The following is a 22,948-nucleotide window of genomic DNA, read 5'->3' on the forward strand; positions in this document are numbered from 1 at the left end:
TATCAAAAAAAGCTGATTTTAAGCTGGTTTTCTTGTGTTAGATTTGCACCAAATTGAACTTATGGAAGATAATAAGGTGAAAAGCACAAGCTCTGATGAAATTGATCTGTCTCAGCTTTTTCGATGGATCGGGAAAGGCTTTAGCAACTTCGGACAAGGCATCCTTAATGCACTTGCCGACCTAAGATTGTTGTTTTTTCAAAATAAGCTTTTCTTTAGCGTGGTAATAACTACAGGATTAATCATTAGTGCTTTAATGTCTGAAGTTTTCATAGAGAAAAGGTACGCATCCTCAATGATTATAAGTTGCGATTACCTTAACAATCGCATTCTTGATAATACAATTGAGAAACTTAATCTTCTTTGCGATGAAAAAGAGAGGACCGGCTTAGCTACAGAGTTAAAAATTGACATTACAACAGCTAAAAACATACAAGAATTTGACGCTAGAGCCTTCGTCTCTGAGAAAGATCTTGTTGAAATAGAAGTTCTTAAGGAACAGCTAAATAACGTAGCTGAGGAGAAAAAAGATCTTGTAAATAAGATCATTACAAAAATAGAAGTGGAAAATAAAAATGCTTTTTTAATTGAAGTTAAAGTACTTGACCCGGAAATCATTAAAAATCTGGAGCAAGCGCTAGTTAATTATATTAAAGACAATTCTTTTATTCAAAATAGAATTGCTGCCAATGAGCGAACCCTACTTGAACGCAAGGCCAAACTTCAAAGGGAGTCTAGAAAGCTTGATAGTTTAAAGGCTGTACTATTTGAAAACTTCGCCTCCATGGCAAAAGAAAACAATCGACCTGGCTCTAATAATGTTATTCTCAGTGATAAGTATCTAACCAATCCCTTAGATGTATTCAAACAGGATTTAGAAGTGCATAGTCAAATTCAAAATATTGATTATCAATTGTCGGTAAAGCCTGATTTTGAGGTTGTGGATGGTTTGACATCTTTTAAAGAGCCGGATAGTGCTAGTTTGCCAAAAATTCTTGCCATCTCATTTTTAGCCTCTTGGATTTTGGGATATCTGATTCTTGGTATGTTTAAGTTTGATCGCTACTTGTCTGCATTATCCAAAAAAGCTGAAGCGCAATCATGATTATAGCGCTCCTTAAAAAGGAACTTACGCTCGAACTAAGAAAAAAGTCCGTTATCGCTGGTATCGGACTTTATCTTTTTAGCCTCACTTTTATTTGCTACATCACTTTTGCACTACGCCAAAACACTATCAATGCTGCCACTTGGTCGGCACTTTTCTGGTTGGTGGTTTTATTCAGTGTAGTTAACAGTCTGGCCAAAAGTTTTATTGGTGAAAAAAGGGGTCTCACTATATACTATTACAGTCTTGCCTCTCCTCAAGCTATCATTCTATCAAAAATAATTTACAATACCTTACTGGCGCTTCTCCTGTCGCTGGCTGGTCTGCTTTTGTTTAGTCTGCTTATTGGCAATCCTATTCACGACCTAAAATTATTTATTGTAACCTTATTGTTGACTAGTATTGGTTTTTCAAGTTCGCTCAGCCTGATCTCCGGCATTGCTTCTAAAGCCAATAACAGTAATATTTTAATGGCTGTGCTCAGCTTCCCGGTGTTAATTTCGATTCTACTCATGGCTATTCGCATTACTAAAAATGCCCTCGATGGAATTGATCTTGCCGCCAGTTATGACGAGTTACTCAACCTGCTTGCAATAAATTGTATTGCAACAGCCCTCGCTTATTTACTCTTCCCGTATATTTGGCGCAGCTAATCAGCTGTTTGAAATTTGAAATTGTGCCGATGAAAAAAGACTGGTGGAAATACCTGGCCGTTATACTCTTGCTTTATGTCCATTTGGGTGGGCTTTTACTAGAAGCGCCTCGTTTAAACATTCTTAACGAAACGGTAAGGGCACTTTATTTCCATGTACCTATGTGGTTTGGTATGGTGCTACTGTATATGGTTTCAGTCTATTATGCTGTTAAATTTTTACGCAATCCCTTATCTGATGCCGACATAAAATCGGTGGAATATGCCCATGTTGGTACTGCTTTTGGCATTTTGGGTATTCTAACGGGTATGCTATGGGCAAATTACACCTGGGGCTCTCCCTGGCATGGCGACCCTAAACAAAATGGTGCTGCCATCGCCCTCCTGGTTTACCTGGCTTACTTCGTATTAAGGGGATCTATTGAAAATGAGGAACAAAAGGCCAGACTCAGTGCTGTTTATAACATATTTGCATTTGCTGCTATGATTCCTCTCATTTTCATTATTCCACGTCTTACCGACTCTATGCATCCGGGTAATGGTGGCAACCCAGGCTTCAATGCTTACGACCTGGATAGTCGCATGAGGCTTATTTTTTACCCGGCCGTTGCGGCCTGGTTTTTAATTGGGCTGTGGATAGTTTCCATCCGCATACGTTACAGAACCTTACAAAATCATTTAACAGAAAAATAAGCGCAAACGGGCAATGAAGCACCTTAGTAGCTTGTTAACTGGAGTAGTGACCTTACATAATACCTTATGAAAAAATTTCTGATACTTACTATCTTGTCATTATGCAGCCTTGCAGCTTATGCCCAGGCCGCGGAAGTTGAAATGGCTGATACCATGCGTGCCAATGGCAAAATCTATGTTGTTGTTGGCATTATCCTTATCGTGCTGCTTGGCTTTATTGCCTACTTATTTGTGCTGGATCGCAAGCTGGACAGGCTCGAAAAAGAATTTAAGAAGTAAGCGGTTTTCAGCTTGTTAAAACTTGTTAAGATCGGCCTTGTTTAGTGATAAAAATCACACCAGCCTTCAGTGTTTTACTGTAATTTTGACACTGATTTTATACCGGTGAAATGGCTTCAGAAACTGACCATTTTGTGTAGTTGTTTGGTCTCCATAATTAGTCTAATAAGCTTATGAAAAAATCACACATATTTCTGATCCTTGTTATTGCAGTAGCCATTGCCATTGTTATTAGCACAGGTAATGATGCCAGCACTTACGTTACTTTTAAAGATGCCTACCAAATGGCCTCTAACGGCAACACCTCGCAGATACATGTAGTGGGTGAATTGAAAAAAGATAACCTGGGCAATGTGGTTGGTATTTATGAAGGTGCTGATAAGGTTTCTTTCACCTTTATCATGATTGACGACCAGCAAAAGGAACAAATAGTACAATACAACCAACCCATGCCTGCCGATTTTACCAAGTCAGAAAAGGTGGTAGTAATTGGCGGCTACAAGGGCGACAATTTTGTTGCCGAAAAAATTCTTCTCAAATGTCCTTCCAAGTATCAGGAAGAAACAGTTAACGTTTAAAACTACGCTCGGCTTGTGGTTAAACTTTCATGACGCTGATGGCGCTTTAATTTCTAAAACATAACATGCATTATTTCATTGGTAACCTTGGTCATTTCTTAGTTATACTTACTTTCATTTCTTCGCTGGCTGCATTTTTTGCTTACTTTAAAGCAACAGGCAAGGAAGACATTAACGAAAAAGAGGCCTGGTTACTGAATGGTAAAATAAGCTTCTATATACACGCTTTAGCTGTACTTGGTATTTCTATTACCCTATTTACCATTCTTGCCAAGCATTACTTCGAATATCATTATGCGTATAGCCACTCCGATAAAAAATTACCCACACATTATTTGATTTCTACTTTCTGGAATGGCCAGGAGGGTAGTTTTTTATTGTGGATGTTCTGGCAGGCTATATTGGGTATTGTGCTCATTCACACCAATAAGTTTTGGCAAGGTCCTGTCATGACAATCTTCTCATTAGTGCAGGCTTTTCTTGCTTCCATGATTCTGGGTGTAGTTTTACCTATCATCGATTTCAAAATCGGCAGTTCGCCATTTATTTTATTGCGCGAGTCGATGGCTGATGCTCCAATATTTAAGATGCAACCGGAGTTTATTCCTGAAGATGGCACTGGACTAAATCCGCTCCTCCAAAATTACTGGATGGTGATACACCCACCTACTTTGTTTTTAGGATTTGCGTCTACACTTATCCCATTCTCCTTCTGCATGGCTGGTTTATGGTTAAAGAAATACCGCGACTGGGTGCGGCCAGCATTACCATGGGCCTTGTTCTCTGGTGCCGTTTTAGGTCTTGGTATTTTAATGGGTGGATACTGGGCTTATGAAACACTGAACTTCGGTGGTTATTGGAACTGGGATCCGGTAGAAAATGCTGTCTATGTACCCTGGTTGATTCTGGTGGCTTCTATTCACACGATGATCACGTATAAAAATAGCGAGACTGCTTTAAAGGCTTCAATCATTTTAGTAATTGCCACTTTCATTCTCATTCTGTATTCAACTTTTCTTACACGAAGTGGGGTATTGGGCGATGCCTCTGTTCACTCCTTCACCGATTTAGGTTTGTCTGGTCAGTTGCTTGTCTATCTATTGGTGTTTCTTTTTGGCGCCATTGTACTGGCTGTTATTCGCTGGAAAGAAATTCCAAGCAGTGATAAAGAAGCTTCGGTTTACTCACGTGAGTTCTGGATCTTCATGGGTGCTACTACGCTTTGCCTTATGGGTTTCCAGGTATTGTTACCTACTTCCATTCCTGTCTGGAATAAGTTTGTAACACTTTTTGGTGCAAGCTCTAACATGGCACCTCCACCAGACCAGATTGCTTACTATTCCAAATTTCAAATTTGGTTTGCCATCGTAATTGGTTTACTCTCTGCCGTGGGTCAGTTTTTCTGGTGGAAAAAAATTGACAAGGCTGAACTTAAAAAGGAATTACAAGTACCTGTACTTATTGCCCTGCTGATATCGGTTATCATTATCACCATTGGTAAAGTAACACAGCCGGCTTATCTCTTACTCATTATCGCTGCTGTCTTTACAATTGTTGGCAACAGTAAAATCCTGCTATCTATTCTCAAAAATAGTCCCGCCTTATCTGGTGGAGCCATTGCCCACATTGGTATGGGTATGATGTTGCTCGGCATCTTGTTCTCCTCAGGCTACTCAACTGTAGTGTCACTAAACAATACCGGTTTACTTTATTCGCGTGATGCCGGTGAAGAATTTAACCGCGACAACTTACTTTTATTTTTACACGAGCCCCGCACCATGGCGGGTTATGATATTGAATACATCAGTCAGAAACTTGAATTGAGAAACGGTGATAGCTACATTGATAAATACGATGTACAACTTACACCCGATGAGGATAAAGTGGTTGCGCTCAAAGATGGTAATGGCTATAAAGCCAAAGACACTTTACAGGTGTTTGGTGAAAATACTTACTATGAAATTGAATTCAGAAAAGATGGCAAGGTTTACAAACTCTATCCAAGAGCACAGATCAATCCGGATATGGGGGGAATACTTTCTTCGCCCGATATACACAGAACGCTTAAGTCCGACTTCTATACCTACACTTCTTCTATCATGAAACCTGATGAAGAAAAAGAATGGAGTGAAATGCAGGAGTTAAGAACAGCCATCAATAAAGATTTCTTCGCAAATGATTATGTGAGCACTGTAACCAGCGTAGTTAAAGTAAACGAAGTACCTGGAACAATCTTATCGCAAGATGATGTAGCGGTAAAAGCGACCATAAAAGTAAAGGGCGCCAGAGAAGAGTACATCGCTGAGCCCTACTTCCTCATCCGCGACAAAATGGTAGGACGCATCAGTGCAGAAATTCCTCAACTGGGTGTGCTGTTCACTTTAGTTAATATTCATCCAGAAACCAACGAATTTACCATCGGCACCAACACACGTCAAAAAGATTGGGTCGTAATAAAATCTCTCGAAAAACCACTCATCAACGTTCTTTGGATAGGAACACTTGTGTTAATGGCAGGCTTTACAATCGCCATGCTGCGCAGGTACCGCGAATTTCAGCTCATGAAAGAAAAAGGTCAGGAGTAACATCTTTTTTCGAAATAGCTTACCTTGACGTGTAAACCAAAAACACGTGAGGGAATTTCAGTGCATTATTTATGGCTCGTATGGTTACACCGGTGAGCTTATTACTGAGGAGTGTAGACGAAAAGGCTTAACAGTTTTACTGGCTGGCAGAAATGCGCAAAAATTAAGAGCCCAATCTGAAAAATATAATTATCCATTTCAGGTAGTTGAAAGCTATGATCACGCTGCCTTGGTTAAACTACTCAAGCGAGCCAACTTAGTTATCCATTGCGCTGGTCCCTTTCGACATACAGCTTTGGCGATGTTTAAAGCATGTGTTGAAGCACAAACGCATTACACCGACATTAGTGGGGAATATGAAATATTTGAGAAGCTGGCCGCATTAAATAATGAGGCCCAGCAAGCCAATATTCTTGTAATGCCCGGTGCTGGCTTTGATGTTGTGCCTTCTGATTGTCTGGCCTTGTATTTAAAAAATGCCTTGCCGGACGCCACACACTTACAACTTGCTTTTACCATGGGCAAAGGCGGACTTTCACGCGGCACCAGTAAAACGATGATTGAGGGCATGGGATATGGCAGCTGTATCCGTGAAAATGGTAAATTAAAAAGCATTGATTTAGGTGAGAGAACTTTGGATATCAACTTTGGTACATTTAGCAGACAAACATTGTGTATTCCTTGGGGTGATATCGCCACAGCCTGGATAAGCACAAAAATTCCCAACATTGAAGTATACAGTGGTGTGTCCAAAACTGCGATGCGTAGCGCAAAGGGGAGTAAGTATTTGAATTGGTTATTGCGTAGCACATGGTTAAAAAAATATTTACTGAAACAAGTGGATAAAAAGCCTGCCGGCCCGACTGAAGAAAGAAGAAATCAAGGACGCAGTTATTTGTGGGGGAAAGTGTGGAATGAGAAAGGTGAGGCGAAGGTGTGCCGGTTAGAGACCATCAATGGTTACAGCCTTACTGCCAAAACTTCTGTACTTATTGCCCATCGATTACTACAGGAAAATCCACGCGCTGGTTATTTTACCCCTGCCCAATATTTTGGTGCGGATTTCATTCTTCAAATAGAAACAACAACTCGTACTGACGAAAAATAATATCCTATGAAAAATCTGCTGACCATTACTGTAATACTTTTCTTATGCAGCTCGCTTCAGGCACAAGAGCGTGTATTCCCTATTATAAAAAATTATGGCGGTATTTTTGAAATACCCAATGCTGCAGAAAAACCCGATCCTTCCCTGAATTACAACATCGTTATTGAGGTTTTCTCAGGATCTGAAAAAGCCGGTGAACTCAATTATGCGCTAAACAACGTAGCCCGTCTTATTAATTTACATGCTGTTGGGGGTGTACCTAAAGAAAAAATAAAAGTAGTAGTGGCCATTCATGGTGAAGCTGCTTACACCCTTATGCAAAACGATCAATATAAAGCAAAATATAAAACTGATAATCCTAATATTGCACTCTACAAAGCGTTGGATGAAGCTGGTGTGCAACTCTTTGTTTGCGGGCAATCGCTTATTGCCCGGCAAATAGATAGCAAAAAACTATTGCCTGAAATAAAGATTGCTACTTCAATGCTGACAACGGTAAGCACTTATCAATTAAAGGGATACGCTGCATTTAAATTTTAGCTTTTTTCTTCTTCGAAAAAGTCTGATCGATTAAGTCTGCCTCAAACAGCAAAGTCCTGATTTGTTGCTCATTAATTTCGCTTAGCTTTTTAAAATACATGCAATAAACCTGTTTACGGTTTTCTTTTAGAAGCGCGCCATCTTTGTTGGCCATTAAATTACCCTGACAAAAACCAAAACTAACACCTTTGTCAGCATGCTTACCGGGTTTGGTCTGAACACCCCAATTATTGGACGGGGGCCAAATAAAACAGATCATTCTGTTACGTACATAGTAAGGGGCGCCATAATTCAATTTCTCTTGAGCCTTTGGTAAGCAATCCAGAACAATTGACCGCAATTTTTTAACAATCAATTGTTCATCTTGAGAAAGTGTAAGAATTATGTCATCAACTGATGTATACGTGGTCATTACCCGATAATTACGGATAAAATTACTTTGGGGTTATGACAAGGTTATGGCAGCAGGTTTTACACCCTGACTCATTTTCCATTCATCTAATGCTTGTTCGCCTTTATCAGCAAAATCTTTAATAATATCAATACTAATGCGGTCATTTAAGCCTTTTGCGTAATGTACTTTCTTGACAACAAGTCCCTTATCAATTAAAAATTCTGCAGGAATGGTATTGATGGATTCACCATCGGCCATTAAGTGAATGGGTACTCCCGCCATACTGGCTTTAAAGGCCGTTTGTACAAAAGAGGTAAGATGACTTTTAGTAGCAATAGCCGCAGAGGGCTCCAGACCATAGGCTGCATACATTAATTTTTGAGGGTCTGAAATCAATGGAATAGGAGAAACCTCTTTGTGGAAAATACTCCTCAACAAAACTTCTTTTTTCGATTCAAAAAAGAAAATCATTTCCATGCCTTTACTCTTCAACTCTTCGTGAATTTTTGTAAGGGCATGCACACGCAAATTGCAAAAAGGGCATCCGGCATGGCGGAAGAAGCCAATAAAAAGTCGCTTATCCTTATAATTATTCAGGTCTATCTCTCTGTCGTAGATGTCCATTAACTTAAAATGAGGCGCACCAACGTTTGTTTCCAGTTTCATAATCTCGTTTTATGCTGCTATATACGGAATGCAGGTGATAGGTGGATTGCACTATGTATATAATTATCGTTTTTCCTGATCTTATTTTGCCTTACCTTGAAATCAAGATTTTTTTATGAAAACATCGCGCAGACAGTTTCTTAAGGTAAGCGGAGCGCTTGCTTCTCTATTACCATTACAATCTTTTGTATCCTCCCCTTCAAAACGCGTTACAAAACCCCTCGTTATTTCCACCTGGAACTTCGGTGTAGGCGCTAATGCAGAGGCCTGGAAGATTTTGAGTACCAATGGCCGCGCCCTGGATGCTGTTGAGAAGGGTGTACACGTGCCTGAAGCAGATCCAAATGAAAGTTCGGTAGGCCTCGGTGGCTTACCCGATCGTGACGGGCGTGTTACCTTAGATGCCTGCATCATGGATGAGTTTGCTAATTGTGGTGCTGTTGCTTGTCTGGAACATATCGTACATCCTATTTCTGTTGCCCGTAAAGTAATGGAACTTACACCGCATGTGATGTTAGTGGGAGAAGGTGCCCTTCAATTTGCGTTAGCAAATGGTTTCACTAAAGAAAATTTATTAACACCATCTTCTGAAAAAGCCTGGAAAGAGTGGTTGAAAACAGCGGAATATAAACCGATCGTCAACATCGAAAACCATGACACCATTGGCATGCTCGCTTTAGATGCTAATCAGAATTTATCTGGCGCTTGTACCACCAGTGGTATGGCTTATAAAATGCATGGGCGTTTGGGTGACTCCCCAATTATTGGAGCCGGTTTGTACGTAGATAATGAAATTGGTGCAGCAACCTCTTCGGGTTTGGGTGAAGAAGTAATCCGCATTGTGGGTTCGCATTTAGTTGTTGAGTTGATGCGGCAAGGAAATAGTCCGCAACGCGCTTGCGAGTTAGCCGTGAAAAGGATCGTGAAAAAGCAACCCGAAAAATCCAAACAAATACAAGTTGGTTTTTTAGCCATTAATAAAAATGGTGAGTATGGTGCCTATGCTTTGCATAAAGGATTTACCTATGCGCTTTATTCAAATGAAGTACCCAACAAAGTATTTGAAGCCAAAAGTTTTTATTGAACATGACATTGGAAGTTGTAGTATACACGATAGATGCTGCACTGAAAGCGCAGGAGGGCGGGGCGGATCGCATTGAACTCTGCGACAATCCGGGTGAAGGCGGAACAACTCCATCAGCGGGGGTTATTCAGCAGGTACAAAAACTTCTGACCATTCCGGTTTTTGTAATGATACGTCCACGTGGTGGTGATTTCTGTTACTCAGACCAGGAGTTTGAAAGCATGAAACACGATATTGCACTATGCAAGACGCTGAATATACCCGGAGTTGTGTTTGGCATATTGACCCCCGAAGGTCAACTTGATAAGTTACGATGTGCTGAACTCATCAAACTAGCCAGACCTATGCAGGTAACTTGTCATCGTGCATTCGACATGACTAAAGATCCTTCGCAAAGCCTGGAAGACTGCATAGCACTGGGCTTCGATCGCATTCTCACTTCGGGGCATCAACTGAAGGCCGAGATGGGTATAGATACCATAGCACGCCTGGTTAAGCAAGCGCAAGGGGGAATCAGCATTATGGCTGGCTCTGGTGTGAATGAACAAAATGTAGTAAAGATAATTTCTACCACTAAAGTGAAAGAAGTACACTTTGGAGCCATGAGGCAGGTACCTAGTAATATGCAATATCAAAATAGTAATATTACAGGTATGGGCTCGGCAGGAGGAAGTGAATTTCTACTCAGAACGGTAGATGCCGATATGGTGAGAAGCATGCGCCAGTTGGCAGAAAGCGCTGATTCCTGAAATTTTAGCATTACCTATTTATAATTTTTGCACCTTTGTTGTAACAGAATAATCATATGCAAAAGGCTACAGTTAACAAGAAAGACTTTACAATCGAGCAGCAGGATGACAAACTTTTTGTGAATGGAAATGTGCTTAATTGGGACGTTGTAAATCTTAACAACGGCCACTTTCATATTTTACATGAAGGCAGAAGCTATCAGGCTGAAGTGATTAAAACAGATACTACCACCAAAAGTGTAACCTTAAAGATCAACAACAATCGCTACACTGTTGAGGTGAAAGACAAGTTTGATCTGTTATTGGAAAAAATGGGGATTAGCAATGCCGCTGCCAATAAGGTAAACAACGTGAAGGCACCCATGCCCGGTCTTATTATCAATTTAAAAGTAGCAGAAGGCGACTCCGTAAAAGCAGGCGATCAGCTACTGATTCTGGAGGCGATGAAGATGGAGAACATTTTAAAATCTCCCGGAGATGGCGTTGTTAAAAAAATAAAAGTGAAGAAAGGTGATTCAGTTGAAAAGAATCAGGTGTTGATTGAGTTTTAATATTTTGTAACGTTTTCCTACTCTATTCTTTAGCAGCCACCGCTGGCACAGATTTACATAGAGTTGGGGCTTGGTATCTTTATATTTTTGGTCAAGTAAGGTTTCATCGCACCTGTAAAGCGGTTGAGTCGGTTCAAATTCACTTTTCATAGTCGGTCATTAGCGAATCAACTCATAACCGAATCACCACATTAACTCAACAAATATGAAAACACTGCTTTGCATTTTTTCAATATTGTGTTTGACTTCCTGCAATGAGGTTTCCTTTCCAACGCATCAACCAAAAGGTATAGAACCACTCAAAGCATTTCCTAAAGAGCTCAGGGCCTATTATCTGACAACAGAGGGGGATAGTATTCAAGATACCCTGCTTATTGAGGAGAAAAGTTATAGAACGCTCAATGGTAAAACCAGTAGCGAGAAAAGCTGGCTTGATGCTGCCGAGATAAGCGATTCGTTGGTAGTGAAAAAATATAAAGAGCTGTACTTTATCAGTTTTAAAGAAAATAACGAATGGTTGCTACGCGTTCTTAAAAGAGATAAGAAAGGTAATCTCACTTTTATGATGATGGCTATTAATGATTCTGAGAAAGTTAAATCATTATCTGAACTGGAGAAGGAATTACCCGTGCAGGTAATTGAGCTGAGTGAAAACGAAAAGTACTATCGCATCGATCCGACACCCAAACAATTAATGTCGCTGGTTAAGAATAAAAAGTTCTGGTCAAGCTCCAAACTCATAAGGCTTAAATAAAAAAGGAGGGCATTACCCTCCTTTTTATTTTTTTGAAAAACTATTAATATAAATAGCTCAATGCAGTTTTGTCGTTGTTGTTGAAAGGACGGTTTGTAGATGCACCTAAGCAAGCCAACATCCATGAACCTGGATCAGCTGTAGTAGGCGTACCAGGGATATGGATAGCACCTACAGTTGAAGCACCTTCATTGGCAGTTGCACCACCGCAGCTATAGCTACGATCCATGTAATCTGTATGACGGAAACCAATGCAATGACCAATTTCGTGCGCAACAACTGTTGTCATGAAACCATCGCTGTAACCAGAAGCATACGTTCTTGAGTAACTAATCTGGTTGTAAGGATTACCACCGCTAGGGAAACCAGCAGAAGCAATGTACTGTCTGGTGTTCACCAAACGGATCACAATGTTACCACCACTTGCCACACGTGTAAAAGTAAGGCCAATGTTTTCAGCATTGTAGCGGGCAAGGGCATTGTTAACAGCAGTAGAAAAAGCTGCAGGTATGTTATTACCACTCACGCTTACAGTGATGTTTCTTGGTCCTGAAACCAGGTTGGTGGTTCGGTACTGTTCTGCCTTACCGACATTAAGGTGCTTCTTTACTGCAGCTCCTTCGAGGTCATGTTCGTGAAGGATAATGTCACCTTCAACCAGGTAGCCACCATCAACACGTTGAACATCTTGAGTACCAAATCCCAGGGCAGAAATTCTGTCAAGTGTAACTTGAGAAACTTCCTGAGAAATTAAACTTTCATCCTGCTGGCAGGATACCATAACAATCGCTGCTGCGAGCGCTGCTACAGATAGTACTTTTTTCATCATAGGTTTTGTATGTATTTAGGTTTAGTGGCGGCAAAATAGTAATTCAAACCAATATTATACTGTTTACACCTTAAATTTCAGGTATAGATTTCATGAAAACCTCCTAAAAAAGAATTAAATTTTGTAACCGAACTTGTGACATGCCCCAAACGCGTGTATGGGGGTCGTTGACAAGCGGTCGGCAGAAGGAAATTTGCTACGATTTTTGTCCATCTTTGGTCAAATCGGCAAAAAGACTGTTAAAAAGTGACAGGATAAGGCTAAAAAGTAGGGCCCACCAGAATCCATCCACTAAAAAACCATCCACAAAATAGTCGGCTAGCAAAATCATCAACGCATTTATCACCAATAGAAAAAGACCTAGCGTAACAAAAGTGATAGGGATGGTGAGCACGATTAAGAAGGGCTTAACAAAAATATTGACTAGACTTAACACCAATGCCACCAATAAGGCTGTCCAATAATCCTCAACACTTACACCGGGCAATAAATAAGCAGTCAGCAAAACAGCTAAACCACTCAGCAAAAATTTAACAATCCAGTTCATACAATAAATATGTTGCATTTCTTTCTCCCGAACAATGTTTCAATACAGCTTTGACCATAAATTAGCGCCATGTATGCGATTGTGGATATTGAGACTACCGGGGGCTATGCCGAGAACCATCGCATTACTGAAATTGCTATCGTACACCATGATGGACTCCAGGTTGGTAAAAGCTTTCGCACGCTGGTAAACCCCGGGCGGAACATTCCTTCTTATATAACAGGGCTTACGGGCATTACTAACGAAATGGTGCTTACCGCCCCACGCTTTGAAGAAGTGGCTCAGGATATTCTGGACATGCTGGAGGGCAAAGTATTTGTTGCCCACAATGCACACTTCGATTATTCTTTTCTAAAAAAAGAATTTGAACAAGCGGGCATTACCTGGCAAACGAAAAAACTTTGCACCGTCAGGCTTAGCCGTAAAATTATTCCCGGCCTCCGCTCCTATAGTTTAGGCAGCATCGCTGAAAGTCTTGGCATAAAAATCAGCAACAGGCACCGCGCGAGTGGTGATGCAGACGCTACTGTTAAGGTTTTTGATGTGTTGATACAACGCGACAAAGACGGGCAGATAGCCAAAGCCCTGAAGCGCAACAGCGGTGAAACTATTTTGCCTCCCAATTTACCTAAGCAAGATTTTGATTCACTACCTGCCAAAGCCGGTGTGTATTATTTTCTGAATGCACGGGGCAGTGTTATTTACGTAGGCAAAGCTGCCAACATTAAGAAAAGAATTGCCGGGCATTTTTCCGGGGATGCACGCGAGTGGAGCCGACAAAATATTCGCAACGAAATACACCGCATCCGCTATGAGCTAACTGGCAATGAAATGCTGGCACTCATTTTCGAATCGCAGGAGATCAGAAGACTATGGCCTAAATATAACCAGGCACAAAAATACCGTGTGGAAGAATGGGGCATTTATGCATACGAAGACAGAAATGGTTATTTGCGTTTTTCTGTCAACACGGTGATGCGTGGCTCGCAACCCCTGGTGCGCCTCAGTACTAAAGGTGATGCCTGGAATTTTTTGTGGGAGAAAGTACATGCCTATGAATTGTGTCCTAAACTATGCGGCCTGCAAGTGACAAAAGGTTTGTGTTTTCAACACCAGACGGGTGAGTGTCATGGTGCCTGCCAGGAAATAGAAACTGCTAAAAAATATAATAAGCGTGTTTCAAAAATGCTGGATACACTTCAGCAAAAAGGTGAGTCCCTGGTAATAATCGGCAAGGGAAGAACACAGTATGAAAAATCATTGGTGTTGGTAAAAGAAGGCAGTTACTACGGTCATGGTTTTGCAGAACGCAAACAAGCCATTGAAACTTTTACTGATGTGCAGAAATTAGTACGCCCGGGCGTTGAAACTCCCACCATCCACAATCTAATCAGCTCTTATTTAACAAGTGTAAAAGAGGATGAGGTGATTGTGTTTTAAATTTTATAAACCAGTCAAATCAGAATTATCCTTCCCTAGCGTGCGCGTGCCGCGTGTGCTAACGAATAAAAACAGTATATTCTTAATAGGATAACCAAACATTGAAAGTGTGATAGTCATTAAGAGTATTCTGATTCGTTCTTAAATCACCTGCAAATAATTGAGCTTGTTAATAGATAGATTGATCTTAATAAGAATAACTAAGCTCATCCGGTTTAGTTAATTGTAACCATGAGTAGGAAGTATAAATTTCATGACAAGGGCGGTCTGTACTTTGTCAGTTTTGCTACTGTTTACTGGATTGACATTTTCGTTCGTGAACAATATTTCGAAATAATAATTAACAGTCTGGACTATTGCAGAAAGCATAAAGGTCTAGAAATATACTGTTGGTGTATTATGTCTAATCATGTTCATTTAATTATAAGAGCCAAAGACAATAATCCAGAAATTGTGCTGGGTAGATTCAAAGAATTTACTTCTAAAAAATTGCAACATGAAATAGAGAATAATATGCGAGAAAGTCGAAGGGAATGGCTGTTATGGATGATGGAAAGAGCTGGCATGAAGAGTAGTAATGTGAAGCACCGACAATTGTGGCAACATAACAACAAACCAATTGAACTTTGGGGTCCGAAGATTATTGACCAAAAGCTGAACTACATACATAATAACCCCGTAGTTGCCGGATTTGTTGCTGAACCTTGGCATTGGAAATACAGTAGCGCTGTTGACTATTGTTTAGATAAAAAAGGATTACTTGAGATGGATTATCTGTAATGACAGGCTTATAATATTCAGCACACGAGGCACGCATGCGCTGGTTGAGAATTCTACTTCAATCCAATCAAAAAATCTCTTACATCTCTTTTAAGAACTTTGGCAATGGCATACAACATTTCTATTGAAGGTTGCTGGGTATTTGTACACCACCGGGAAACTGTAGGTTCTGCAACATTCAGTTGATCAGCCAACTCTTTATTAGTTCTGCCCTCCTCTGCCAATACAGCCTTAATCCTGTTAAAAACTTTCTTTGCCATTTGTTGAAATAGAGTTCAACAAATATAAATATCTTAAGTTGCTGATTTTGAGCGTATTAATAACCATATAAAGCAATTTATTGATGTAAATGGTTATTTTTAATACCAAATACATTATTTTTAAAACTAGTAATCGAAAGTTTAACAAATTGTAATAGCCATGGAGTCTGCATTTAAAAATGTTCAATTGCCCTCTGAATTAATACTTTCTCTGATCCAAGAAGAACTAAAGTCTCGCAAGGTATTTAATACCCTTCGTAATCTGGGTTTGGATGGATGCCCATACCAACCCCACGTAGACGAACTCATTATAAAACTGCTTGGCTTTGATTTGGAGTCAGACCAGGCCTACGATTTCTGTTACCAGCTTTTCGAAAATCACGCGGAAAGTATCAACGACCCTTCTTCTTTAGCTGAACATACGCAACTTGTATATTCAAAACTTATCAAGCATTGCAACACCATGAAGTAATAATCTGGGTAGCGAAGTGCTAACCTACATGCTAATAAACCAATGCCAGGTCCATCCCTTATCTACTTCAAAAGCTGATCTAACTGTGCCCTGAACAATTTTCCAACGGGCACTGTGTACTTATCAAGTATGATCTGGTTTCCTTCTACACGCCTGATTTGCTTTTTAACCACCATAAACGATCGATGCACTTGTATAAATCCTTCTGTCGAGATCAACTCCATAATAGAAGATAAAGTACCACGCAGCATAATACTATCATCCTTCAAGACAACCTTAACATAATTACCCGAAGCCTCTACAAACAAAATATCATCCAATGTCACCTGGATGTGTTTGTTATTTGCGCGTAAAAAAATTCTCTCAGGTTTTGCCTCCACAACTTCAGGTGAAGCACTGCTTATTGCTTTGGGGTTATCTATAAAGGTTTTATTGATGGCCTTCAAAAAACGTTCAAATGAAAAAGGCTTCAACAGGTAATCCACAATATTCAATTCATAACCTTCCAAGGCATGTTCACTATAGGCAGTGGTTACAATTACCTTGGGCGGCTGGGGCAATGTTTTTAAAAAGTCAAAGCCTTGTAACTTAGGCATGTTCAAATCCAGAAAAATTAAATCTACCGCATGCCCATTAAGGTATTCGATGGCTTCAATCGCATCGTAGCAATCCTGCATTAGCTGCATATTGGGCAACATGGCACAGTACTTCTTAATAATGTCATGTGCCACAGACTCATCATCTACAATTATGTATTTAATACTCATACGTTAAGTCTTAATCGAATCTTATAAATATCAGCTTGTGATGATATGTTAACTTCATGCCTGTTTAAATAAACCAATGCCAATCGCTGCTTCAGGTTGTTAAGGCCAATGCCACCGATATGTTGTGTATCCTCCGTATCAAAGTTATTCTCTATTTCGAAATCAATCAGCTGTTTTGTGGCCATTAAACGAATGTGTACGAATGCATCTTTTCTAAGTTTTTCTACACCATGCTTAAAGGCATTCTCTACCAAAATAATAAAGAGCAAGGGCATGATCTTGATGCTGCGGTCTTCTGCTTCTACATCAAAGCGAATGGTAATTTCTTTATGGTACCGCATGCGATGCAGGTCCATATAATTCTCAAGGTAGCTTATTTCATCTGCTAAGGTCACCCAATCCTTTTGTCCTTCATAGATACTGTAACGCATCATGTCAGATAACTTAAGTATTAATTGTTGTGCTTTAGCGGGATCTTTTTCCACCAATCCATATAAGTTATTTAATGTGTTGAAAAAGAAATGCGGATTGACCTGACTTTTCAAATGCATTAATTCAGCCTGGGCCTTTTCTTTTTTCAGTTTTAGTATGGATTTAATCTGAGTAATAAGCCAACGCACCACCCAGATTGCCATTGCTGTAAAGAATAGCAGACTGAAAACAACAAATCCATCTTCGTCTCCGAAGACATCGTTGAATACCATAATCAAAATGGTTGTGACTATAAAAAAATAGGGTGCCAGCTTTTGAAGGCCCTGCTTCGTGGAACGGTGTTGAAAAAAAGTCATCGCACAAAACTACCCAAAATTTTATCTGAATAAACAGTTTGTTGCAGATGTAGCTATGCATGGGACGAATGTATAGTTTATAGGTGCAGAAATTTTTCTTGTTGAAGATAGGTCATCCACCCCCGCACGAGTACCATTCGTCCCTATTCTTTTTTTACACCTTTCAAGTAGCATAGTATTGGATCAAAATATATTACTCATGGATGATCTGATCATAACAAACCTTTCCAAGACCTACAATAACGGAGTGAAGGCACTCCAAGATGTTTCTTTACAAATACCCAAAGGCATGTTTGGTCTGCTGGGGCCAAATGGAGCTGGTAAATCTACACTCATGCGCACCATCGCAACCCTGCAAGCGGTTGATACGGGCAGCATTCAATTGGGGAATCTTAATATCGTAGAACAACCCAACGAACTAAGAAAAGTACTGGGTTATCTGCCTCAGCAATTTGGCGTATATCCTGCGCTATCGGCCGAGATGTTGTTGAATCACCTGGCCGTTTTAAAGGGCATTGTAAATCGAAAAGAACGTAAAGAAATTATACAGGCACTCCTTCACAGAGTAAATCTTTACGATGTGCGAAAGCAAAGGCTGGGTGAATTCTCCGGAGGAATGAAGCAACGTTTTGGCATTGCGCAGGCACTACTAAATAACCCGAAGCTCTTGATTGTAGACGAACCTACCGCAGGACTAGATCCTGTTGAGCGCAACCGATTTTATAATCTGCTCAGTGAAGTGGGGGAACAAACCATTGTAATTCTCTCTACCCATATTGTTGATGACGTGAAAGAATTATGCACTCAGATGGCCATCATTAACAAAGGTCGAGTGGTTATGCAGGGAAATCCCATACAAATCATAGAAAACCTTGAGGGCAAATTGTATGAGAAAGTGATACACAAAAGCGAACTGGAGCAATACAAAAAAGAATATCAGGTAATCAGCGATCGCTTGTATTTAGGGAAGCAAATTATCCATGTACTGCATGACAAACATCCGGGATCGAATTTCATAGCTATTGAAGCCAACCTGGAGGATGTGTATATGTCTCAAATTCTTAACGCCTAATCTCCATATATCATGCTAAACGAATTTTTCATATTCGAACTTAAATACCGCTTAAAGCGACCTGAAACGTATTTTTTCTTTCTGCTGCTCTTCCTGTTCTCCGTTGTTGGTGTTGAATTTATTTTTAACGGCATTGATTTAGGTTTGGTCAAGAAAAACTCAGCCTTTGTCATTGCCAAAACCATGGGAGCCATTACGGGCTTGTCCATGATTATTGCATCGATGATTATGGGGGTGCCTGTATTGCGCGACTTTCAATACGACATTAGTTCGCTTATTTATGTTAATCCCATCTCAAAAAAGCAATACTTACTCGGTCGCTTCTTGGGATCTTTTGTTGTCTTACTTTTTATTTTTAGTGCCTTGCTCTGGGGCATGATGGTGGGAGAACTTATGCCATGGAATGATCCAAAAGAATTTCTACCCTTTCGGTTTATCAACTACCTGCAACCCTTTCTCTGGGTTGTATTGCCAACTTTGTTTTTTGGTGCTGCTGTATTTTTTGTAACGGGCGCACTAAGCAAAAAGCTAATGGTTGTATACACACAAGGGCTTGTCATCTTTGTTTTGTTCATGATTACGAAGGGAATTACGAATGAAACTTTTCAAGCGCTTCTGGATCCTTTCTCGCTCACCACCCTAACCCAGGCAAGCAAGGGCTGGACGGTAGAAGATAGAAATCTTCAGCTTATTCCACTGTCTGGTATTATGCTGATGAACAAATTGTTCTGGACATCATTAGGATTTATCGCACTCATCATCGGTTATGTCAGGTTTCAGTTGGTCGTTGTCACAGAAAAGGCTTTCCACAAAAAGAAAGAACAAAGGATTAATGTACTACCACATCATTCTCTTACCCATTTGCCTGCTGTTAAACCCGCATATGGTATTCAGTCACAATGCATTCAATTACTACTCAATACCTGGTTTCATAGTTTATCGATTCTAAAGCTCACTTCTTTTTGGGCGATTATTGTTTGTTGTTTTATTGTGATGCTTATCAACTCAGTGAGTTTAGGCACTTCCTTTGGCGTGGATAGTTATCCCACTACGTATCTGATCATAGAGGAATTACAAGAAATGTCAATCTACTTTTTCATGATCATTTTAGTCTTCTATTCAGGTGAAATTATGTGGAAAGAAAAAGATGTAAAGTTTGATCTGATATATGATGCCACACCTCTCCATCGTTTTGTAAATATGAGTAGCCGAATGCTTGGCTTGTTACTTGTGTATGCAATTGTAATGCTTTCCCTGATTGTAGCGGGCATTGCATTTCAAACAGCCAATGGTTATTATCACTACGAATCAGGCACTTATTTCGCTGGCTTTTTCCTTGAGCTTTTCCCCTTCCTGGCCTTATACACTTTCGCAGCTTTATTCTTTCAGGCGCTTACTGGTAGCAAGTTTATGGGAATGCTCTCGACCATTGCATTTGCCATCATCAATGTAGCCATTAGCACATTTGGTATCGAACATGCCTTAATCAATTTCGGTGGAGAAACACTCGCGACCTACTCTGATATGAATGGTTACGGGCATTTTCTGAAGGGCTATCTCTGGGTGAAAGCATATTGGTTGTTGTTCGGTGTGCTGCTCTTGATTTTAGCCAGCATTGTCATGGTGAATGGTGTGGAGCATGGATTGAGAAAACGATGGACAAACGGACTTAATCAAATGGGAGAATCGTTACGTACTTTCAGTTTAGCCTGCTTAAGTCTGTTTATTGGTATAGGTACCTACATTTTTTACAACACCAATGTTGTCAATGAATTCTGGACAAAGCATGAACAAGATAATTTCAGAGCAACATATGAACAATCTTTGAAAGAGTATGAATATTTACCGCAGCCAAAAATTATTGATGCTACCTTGAAAGTTGATTTATTCCCATCAAAGAGGGGCTATGAAATAAATGGTGCTTATTTGCTTACAAATACAACTGACGCATCAATTGATGAAATTCATATTCAAAAACTGATCGCATCAAAAGTAAGACTCAAAGATGTAGTCTTTGATCGAACTGTGACTATAAACAATACCTTTGAAAAATATCACTACACTATCTATGCATTAAGTAAGCCGCTGGCACCTGGCGATACTATGAAAATGAATTTCGTGCAAACATTACAACCAGAGGGATTTGAAACCGGTCAGCCCGATACGGATGTGGTCTATAACGGTACTTTTTTTGATAATGCAGTCTTACCGAGTTTTGGCTACCAGAGAAAATACGAACTGGAAGATGAGGACAAACGGAAAGATTTTGATCTGGCACCACGCTTGCAAAAAGCCAGACGTGATGATGCAAGAGAATTGGTAAATGCACGAAGTGGTAGCGATTCGAATGGCTTGACCGTAGATGTTTTGATCAGCACTGAAGCGCCACAAACAGCGCTAAGCGCAGGTGATTTAGTGGATCAATGGAATGAGAATGGTCGAAATTATTTTCATTATAAAACAGATCAAAAGATTATTCATTTCTACCCATTCCTTTCCGCTGAATATGAAGTAAGGCGTGATAAGTATGTACCCTCAGGGAACGGTACTGATGCCTCTGTTGCACTGGAGATCTACTACCAGAAAGGGCATGAATACAATCTGACCCGCATGATGGAATCCATGAAAATGTCGTTGGATTATTATAGCACAAATTTTAGCCCGTATCCGTACAAACATCTTCGTATTGCGGAGTTCCCCCGGTATCGCTCATTTGCGCAGTCCCTGCCAGGCATTATTCCTTTTTCAGAAGCCATTGGTTTTATAATGAATATCAATGATGAAAAAGATGTTGATATGGCATTTTATATTACAGCACATGAGGTGGCTCACCAGTGGTGGGGCATGCAACTGGAAGCTGCGAATGTGCAAGGTCAGGACATGATTTTGGAAACACTCGCACAATACTCGGCTATGATGGTGCTCAAAGAAAAATATCCGAAAGAAAAAATGCAGCAATTTCTGAAGTTTCAACTGGATGAATACCTTGAGGCCAATGCAAAATTAAAAAAGGAAGAGCCCCCTTTAGCCTTCGTTGAAAATGAAAAGCACATTTATTATAACAAAGGTGCGCTTAATATATACGAATTACAGCGTCATATTGGTGAAGAGAATGTTAATCTGGCCTTGAGGAATTTTCTTAAAGACTGGCACTCTTTTAATAATCCAAAAAAACCAATGCGTTATGCAAGCACCGCTGATTTGCTTGAGTATTTCAGAGAAGTAACGCCCGAGGCTTCTCAACATGTGATAAGCGATTTGTTTGAGAGTGTCAATCATCTTAAATAATCAAGCATTCATAACAAAGAGCCGGTCTCACCGGAGTTAATCGATGAGACCGGCATTTTTGAATTTCAATACTACAAGTGTTCGCTCAAATTTTTTACTATTTCAATTGTAAGGGTATCGAAATACATTAGTCTTAAATATAATAACCACCCGACACTTCAATGCGCTGCGCATTTACCCACTTTGCATCCGTACTGCAAAGAAAAGCGACCACACTACCAACATCATCAGGCAAGCCTACTCTACCCAAGGCTGTAGCCCCGGCAATCATATTGTTTACTTCCTTTGTATCTCTTACAATACCACCACCAAAATCAGTTTCAATAGCGCCTGGTGCTACGGTGTTCACTCTTATTTTTCTTTTACCCAATTCAAGTGCCTGGTATCTAGTCAAGCTTTCAATACCCGCTTTCATTATACCATAAGCAGAATAGTTAGGATTACTGAAGCGTGCCAAACCAGAAGAAATATTAACAATGCTCCCACCATCCGATAACACAGGAAGCATTTTTTGCGTCAGAAAATATGCAGCCTTTAGGTGAACATTCACCATGTCATCAAACTGCTCTTCAGTTGTACCATCAAAAGGAGCATAAAGTCCTGTACCTGCATTATTAACCAAGGCGTGAAGTTGATTTCCATCAAAATCACTTGTCAATTTTGCCTTCACCTCGTTTACAAAAGCGTCATAACTTTTGGATTTTGCTACATCAAGTGGCATAGCGATGGCCTTCTTACCCAACGCATTTACTTCTTCTATCACCCTGGCTGCAGCTTCCTTGTTGCTATTATAAGTGATGATTACATCGAAATCTTTCTTGGCCAATTGTATGGCCATATCTCTGCCCAGTCCACGACTACCGCCCGTTACTAAGGCTACTTTGTTTGAGTTACTTGTCATTTTTACTTTTTTTTGAGACACAAAGATCAGTGGCTCAACAAAAAGTTCTTTGTAAATGACAATCCA

Annotated in this window: 25 protein-coding genes; 17 read left to right on the forward strand and 8 right to left on the reverse strand. The window is 40.1% G+C overall.

Features of this window, described 5'->3' with window-relative positions; genetic code table 11:
- The first annotated feature begins 61 nt into the window (after nt 1-61).
- From ACO1XM_RS09660 to ACO1XM_RS09695, 8 genes are all read left to right on the forward strand, one after another.
- Nucleotides 62-1,105 carry a hypothetical protein gene (locus ACO1XM_RS09660; protein WP_486228308.1) on the forward strand — a complete coding sequence of 348 codons (1,044 nt, stop codon included), beginning with the start codon at nt 62-64 and terminating at the stop codon, nt 1,103-1,105.
- On the forward strand, nt 1,102-1,758 hold the full coding sequence (locus ACO1XM_RS09665) for a heme exporter protein CcmB (RefSeq protein WP_486228310.1): 657 nt from the start codon (nt 1,102-1,104) through the stop codon (nt 1,756-1,758). The genes ACO1XM_RS09660 and ACO1XM_RS09665 overlap by 4 nt, the downstream gene beginning before the upstream one ends.
- Before the next feature lie 29 nt (nt 1,759-1,787).
- Nucleotides 1,788-2,450, forward strand: coding sequence for a cytochrome c biogenesis protein CcsA (ccsA, locus tag ACO1XM_RS09670; protein ID WP_486228312.1), 663 nt, complete (start codon nt 1,788-1,790; stop codon nt 2,448-2,450).
- A 66-nt stretch (nt 2,451-2,516) separates the two neighbouring features.
- Nucleotides 2,517-2,729, forward strand: coding sequence for a CcmD family protein (locus ACO1XM_RS09675; protein WP_486228314.1), 213 nt, complete (start codon nt 2,517-2,519; stop codon nt 2,727-2,729).
- 173 nt (nt 2,730-2,902) lie between these two features.
- Nucleotides 2,903-3,307, forward strand: coding sequence for a cytochrome c maturation protein CcmE domain-containing protein (locus tag ACO1XM_RS09680; RefSeq protein WP_486228316.1), 405 nt, complete (start codon nt 2,903-2,905; stop codon nt 3,305-3,307).
- A gap of 65 nt (nt 3,308-3,372) precedes the next feature.
- Nucleotides 3,373-5,892 carry a cytochrome c biogenesis protein CcsA gene (gene ccsA / locus ACO1XM_RS09685; RefSeq protein ID WP_486228318.1) on the forward strand — a complete coding sequence of 840 codons (2,520 nt, stop codon included), beginning with the start codon at nt 3,373-3,375 and terminating at the stop codon, nt 5,890-5,892.
- A gap of 46 nt (nt 5,893-5,938) precedes the next feature.
- Nucleotides 5,939-7,000 (forward strand): saccharopine dehydrogenase family protein, encoded by a 1,062-nt coding sequence (locus ACO1XM_RS09690; RefSeq protein ID WP_486228320.1) that lies wholly within the window; start codon nt 5,939-5,941, stop codon nt 6,998-7,000.
- Between the two features lie 6 nt (nt 7,001-7,006).
- Nucleotides 7,007-7,540, forward strand: a complete 534-nt coding sequence (locus ACO1XM_RS09695; protein ID WP_486228322.1) for a DsrE family protein — start codon at nt 7,007-7,009, stop codon at nt 7,538-7,540.
- Here the strand turns inward: ACO1XM_RS09695 and ACO1XM_RS09700 are convergent.
- On the reverse strand, nt 7,530-7,952 hold the full coding sequence (locus tag ACO1XM_RS09700; protein ID WP_486228324.1) for a DUF1801 domain-containing protein: 423 nt from the start codon (nt 7,950-7,952) through the stop codon (nt 7,530-7,532). The genes ACO1XM_RS09695 and ACO1XM_RS09700 overlap by 11 nt on opposite strands.
- 33 nt (nt 7,953-7,985) lie before the next feature.
- A complete protein-coding gene (locus ACO1XM_RS09705; protein ID WP_486228326.1) occupies nt 7,986-8,600 on the reverse strand; it encodes a redoxin domain-containing protein in 615 nt (204 codons plus the stop codon).
- A gap of 115 nt (nt 8,601-8,715) precedes the next feature.
- On the opposite strand from ACO1XM_RS09705, the gene ACO1XM_RS09710 reads away from it, so the two are divergent.
- The 4 genes from ACO1XM_RS09710 (at nt 8,716) to ACO1XM_RS09725 (ending at nt 11,738) form a co-directional block, all read left to right on the forward strand.
- Complete coding sequence (locus ACO1XM_RS09710; RefSeq protein ID WP_486228328.1) at nt 8,716-9,684, forward strand: isoaspartyl peptidase/L-asparaginase family protein; 969 nt, start codon at nt 8,716-8,718, stop codon at nt 9,682-9,684.
- 2 nt (nt 9,685-9,686) lie between these two features.
- Nucleotides 9,687-10,433, forward strand: a complete 747-nt coding sequence (locus tag ACO1XM_RS09715) for a copper homeostasis protein CutC (protein ID WP_486228330.1) — start codon at nt 9,687-9,689, stop codon at nt 10,431-10,433.
- Between the two features lie 56 nt (nt 10,434-10,489).
- A complete protein-coding gene (locus tag ACO1XM_RS09720; protein WP_486228332.1) occupies nt 10,490-10,984 on the forward strand; it encodes an acyl-CoA carboxylase biotin carboxyl carrier protein subunit in 495 nt (164 codons plus the stop codon).
- 205 nt (nt 10,985-11,189) lie between these two features.
- The gene (locus tag ACO1XM_RS09725; protein WP_486228334.1) at nt 11,190-11,738 is read left to right on the forward strand and encodes a hypothetical protein; all 549 of its coding nucleotides are present in this window, start codon (nt 11,190-11,192) and stop codon (nt 11,736-11,738) included.
- A gap of 43 nt (nt 11,739-11,781) precedes the next feature.
- Here the strand turns inward: ACO1XM_RS09725 and ACO1XM_RS09730 are convergent, their stop codons facing one another.
- Together ACO1XM_RS09730 and ACO1XM_RS09735 are read right to left on the reverse strand one after the other, a co-directional pair.
- Nucleotides 11,782-12,567 (reverse strand): M57 family metalloprotease, encoded by a 786-nt coding sequence (locus ACO1XM_RS09730; RefSeq protein WP_486228336.1) that lies wholly within the window; start codon nt 12,565-12,567, stop codon nt 11,782-11,784.
- Between the two features lie 196 nt (nt 12,568-12,763).
- Nucleotides 12,764-13,114, reverse strand: a complete 351-nt coding sequence (locus tag ACO1XM_RS09735) for a phage holin family protein (RefSeq protein ID WP_486228338.1) — start codon at nt 13,112-13,114, stop codon at nt 12,764-12,766.
- Between the two features lie 69 nt (nt 13,115-13,183).
- On the opposite strand from ACO1XM_RS09735, the gene ACO1XM_RS09740 reads away from it, so the two are divergent.
- Together ACO1XM_RS09740 and ACO1XM_RS09745 are read left to right on the forward strand one after the other, a co-directional pair.
- Nucleotides 13,184-14,554 carry an exonuclease domain-containing protein gene (locus ACO1XM_RS09740; RefSeq protein ID WP_486228340.1) on the forward strand — a complete coding sequence of 457 codons (1,371 nt, stop codon included), beginning with the start codon at nt 13,184-13,186 and terminating at the stop codon, nt 14,552-14,554.
- Between the two features lie 231 nt (nt 14,555-14,785).
- Complete coding sequence (locus ACO1XM_RS09745) at nt 14,786-15,334, forward strand: REP-associated tyrosine transposase (RefSeq protein WP_486228342.1); 549 nt, start codon at nt 14,786-14,788, stop codon at nt 15,332-15,334.
- A 53-nt stretch (nt 15,335-15,387) separates the two neighbouring features.
- On the opposite strand, the gene ACO1XM_RS09750 is transcribed toward ACO1XM_RS09745, so the two are convergent.
- Entirely contained in the window at nt 15,388-15,594 is a 207-nt protein-coding gene (locus ACO1XM_RS09750; protein WP_486228344.1) for a helix-turn-helix transcriptional regulator, read from the reverse strand.
- Between the two features lie 160 nt (nt 15,595-15,754).
- On the opposite strand from ACO1XM_RS09750, the gene ACO1XM_RS09755 reads away from it, so the two are divergent.
- The gene (locus tag ACO1XM_RS09755; RefSeq protein WP_486228346.1) at nt 15,755-16,066 is read left to right on the forward strand and encodes a hypothetical protein; all 312 of its coding nucleotides are present in this window, start codon (nt 15,755-15,757) and stop codon (nt 16,064-16,066) included.
- 62 nt (nt 16,067-16,128) lie between these two features.
- Here the strand turns inward: ACO1XM_RS09755 and ACO1XM_RS09760 are convergent, their stop codons facing one another.
- A complete protein-coding gene (locus ACO1XM_RS09760) occupies nt 16,129-16,833 on the reverse strand; it encodes a LytR/AlgR family response regulator transcription factor (RefSeq protein WP_486228348.1) in 705 nt (234 codons plus the stop codon).
- A complete protein-coding gene (locus ACO1XM_RS09765) occupies nt 16,830-17,537 on the reverse strand; it encodes a sensor histidine kinase (protein WP_486228350.1) in 708 nt (235 codons plus the stop codon). Before ACO1XM_RS09765 ends, ACO1XM_RS09760 begins: the two co-directional genes overlap by 4 nt.
- 283 nt (nt 17,538-17,820) lie before the next feature.
- On the opposite strand from ACO1XM_RS09765, the gene ACO1XM_RS09770 reads away from it, so the two are divergent.
- Together ACO1XM_RS09770 and ACO1XM_RS09775 are read left to right on the forward strand one after the other, a co-directional pair.
- Nucleotides 17,821-18,693: an ABC transporter ATP-binding protein gene (locus ACO1XM_RS09770; protein WP_486228352.1), complete on the forward strand. Its 873-nt coding sequence runs from the start codon at nt 17,821-17,823 to the stop codon at nt 18,691-18,693.
- Nucleotides 18,694-18,705: 12 nt separating this feature from the next.
- Nucleotides 18,706-21,981, forward strand: a complete 3,276-nt coding sequence (locus ACO1XM_RS09775; RefSeq protein WP_486228354.1) for an ABC transporter permease/M1 family aminopeptidase — start codon at nt 18,706-18,708, stop codon at nt 21,979-21,981.
- Between the two features lie 133 nt (nt 21,982-22,114).
- Here ACO1XM_RS09775 and ACO1XM_RS09780 read toward each other — a convergent pair whose 3' ends face one another.
- Nucleotides 22,115-22,882, reverse strand: coding sequence for an SDR family NAD(P)-dependent oxidoreductase (locus ACO1XM_RS09780; protein WP_486228356.1), 768 nt, complete (start codon nt 22,880-22,882; stop codon nt 22,115-22,117).
- Between the last annotated feature and the right edge of the window lie 66 nt (nt 22,883-22,948).

The organism is Chryseotalea sp. (genome assembly GCF_057350905.1).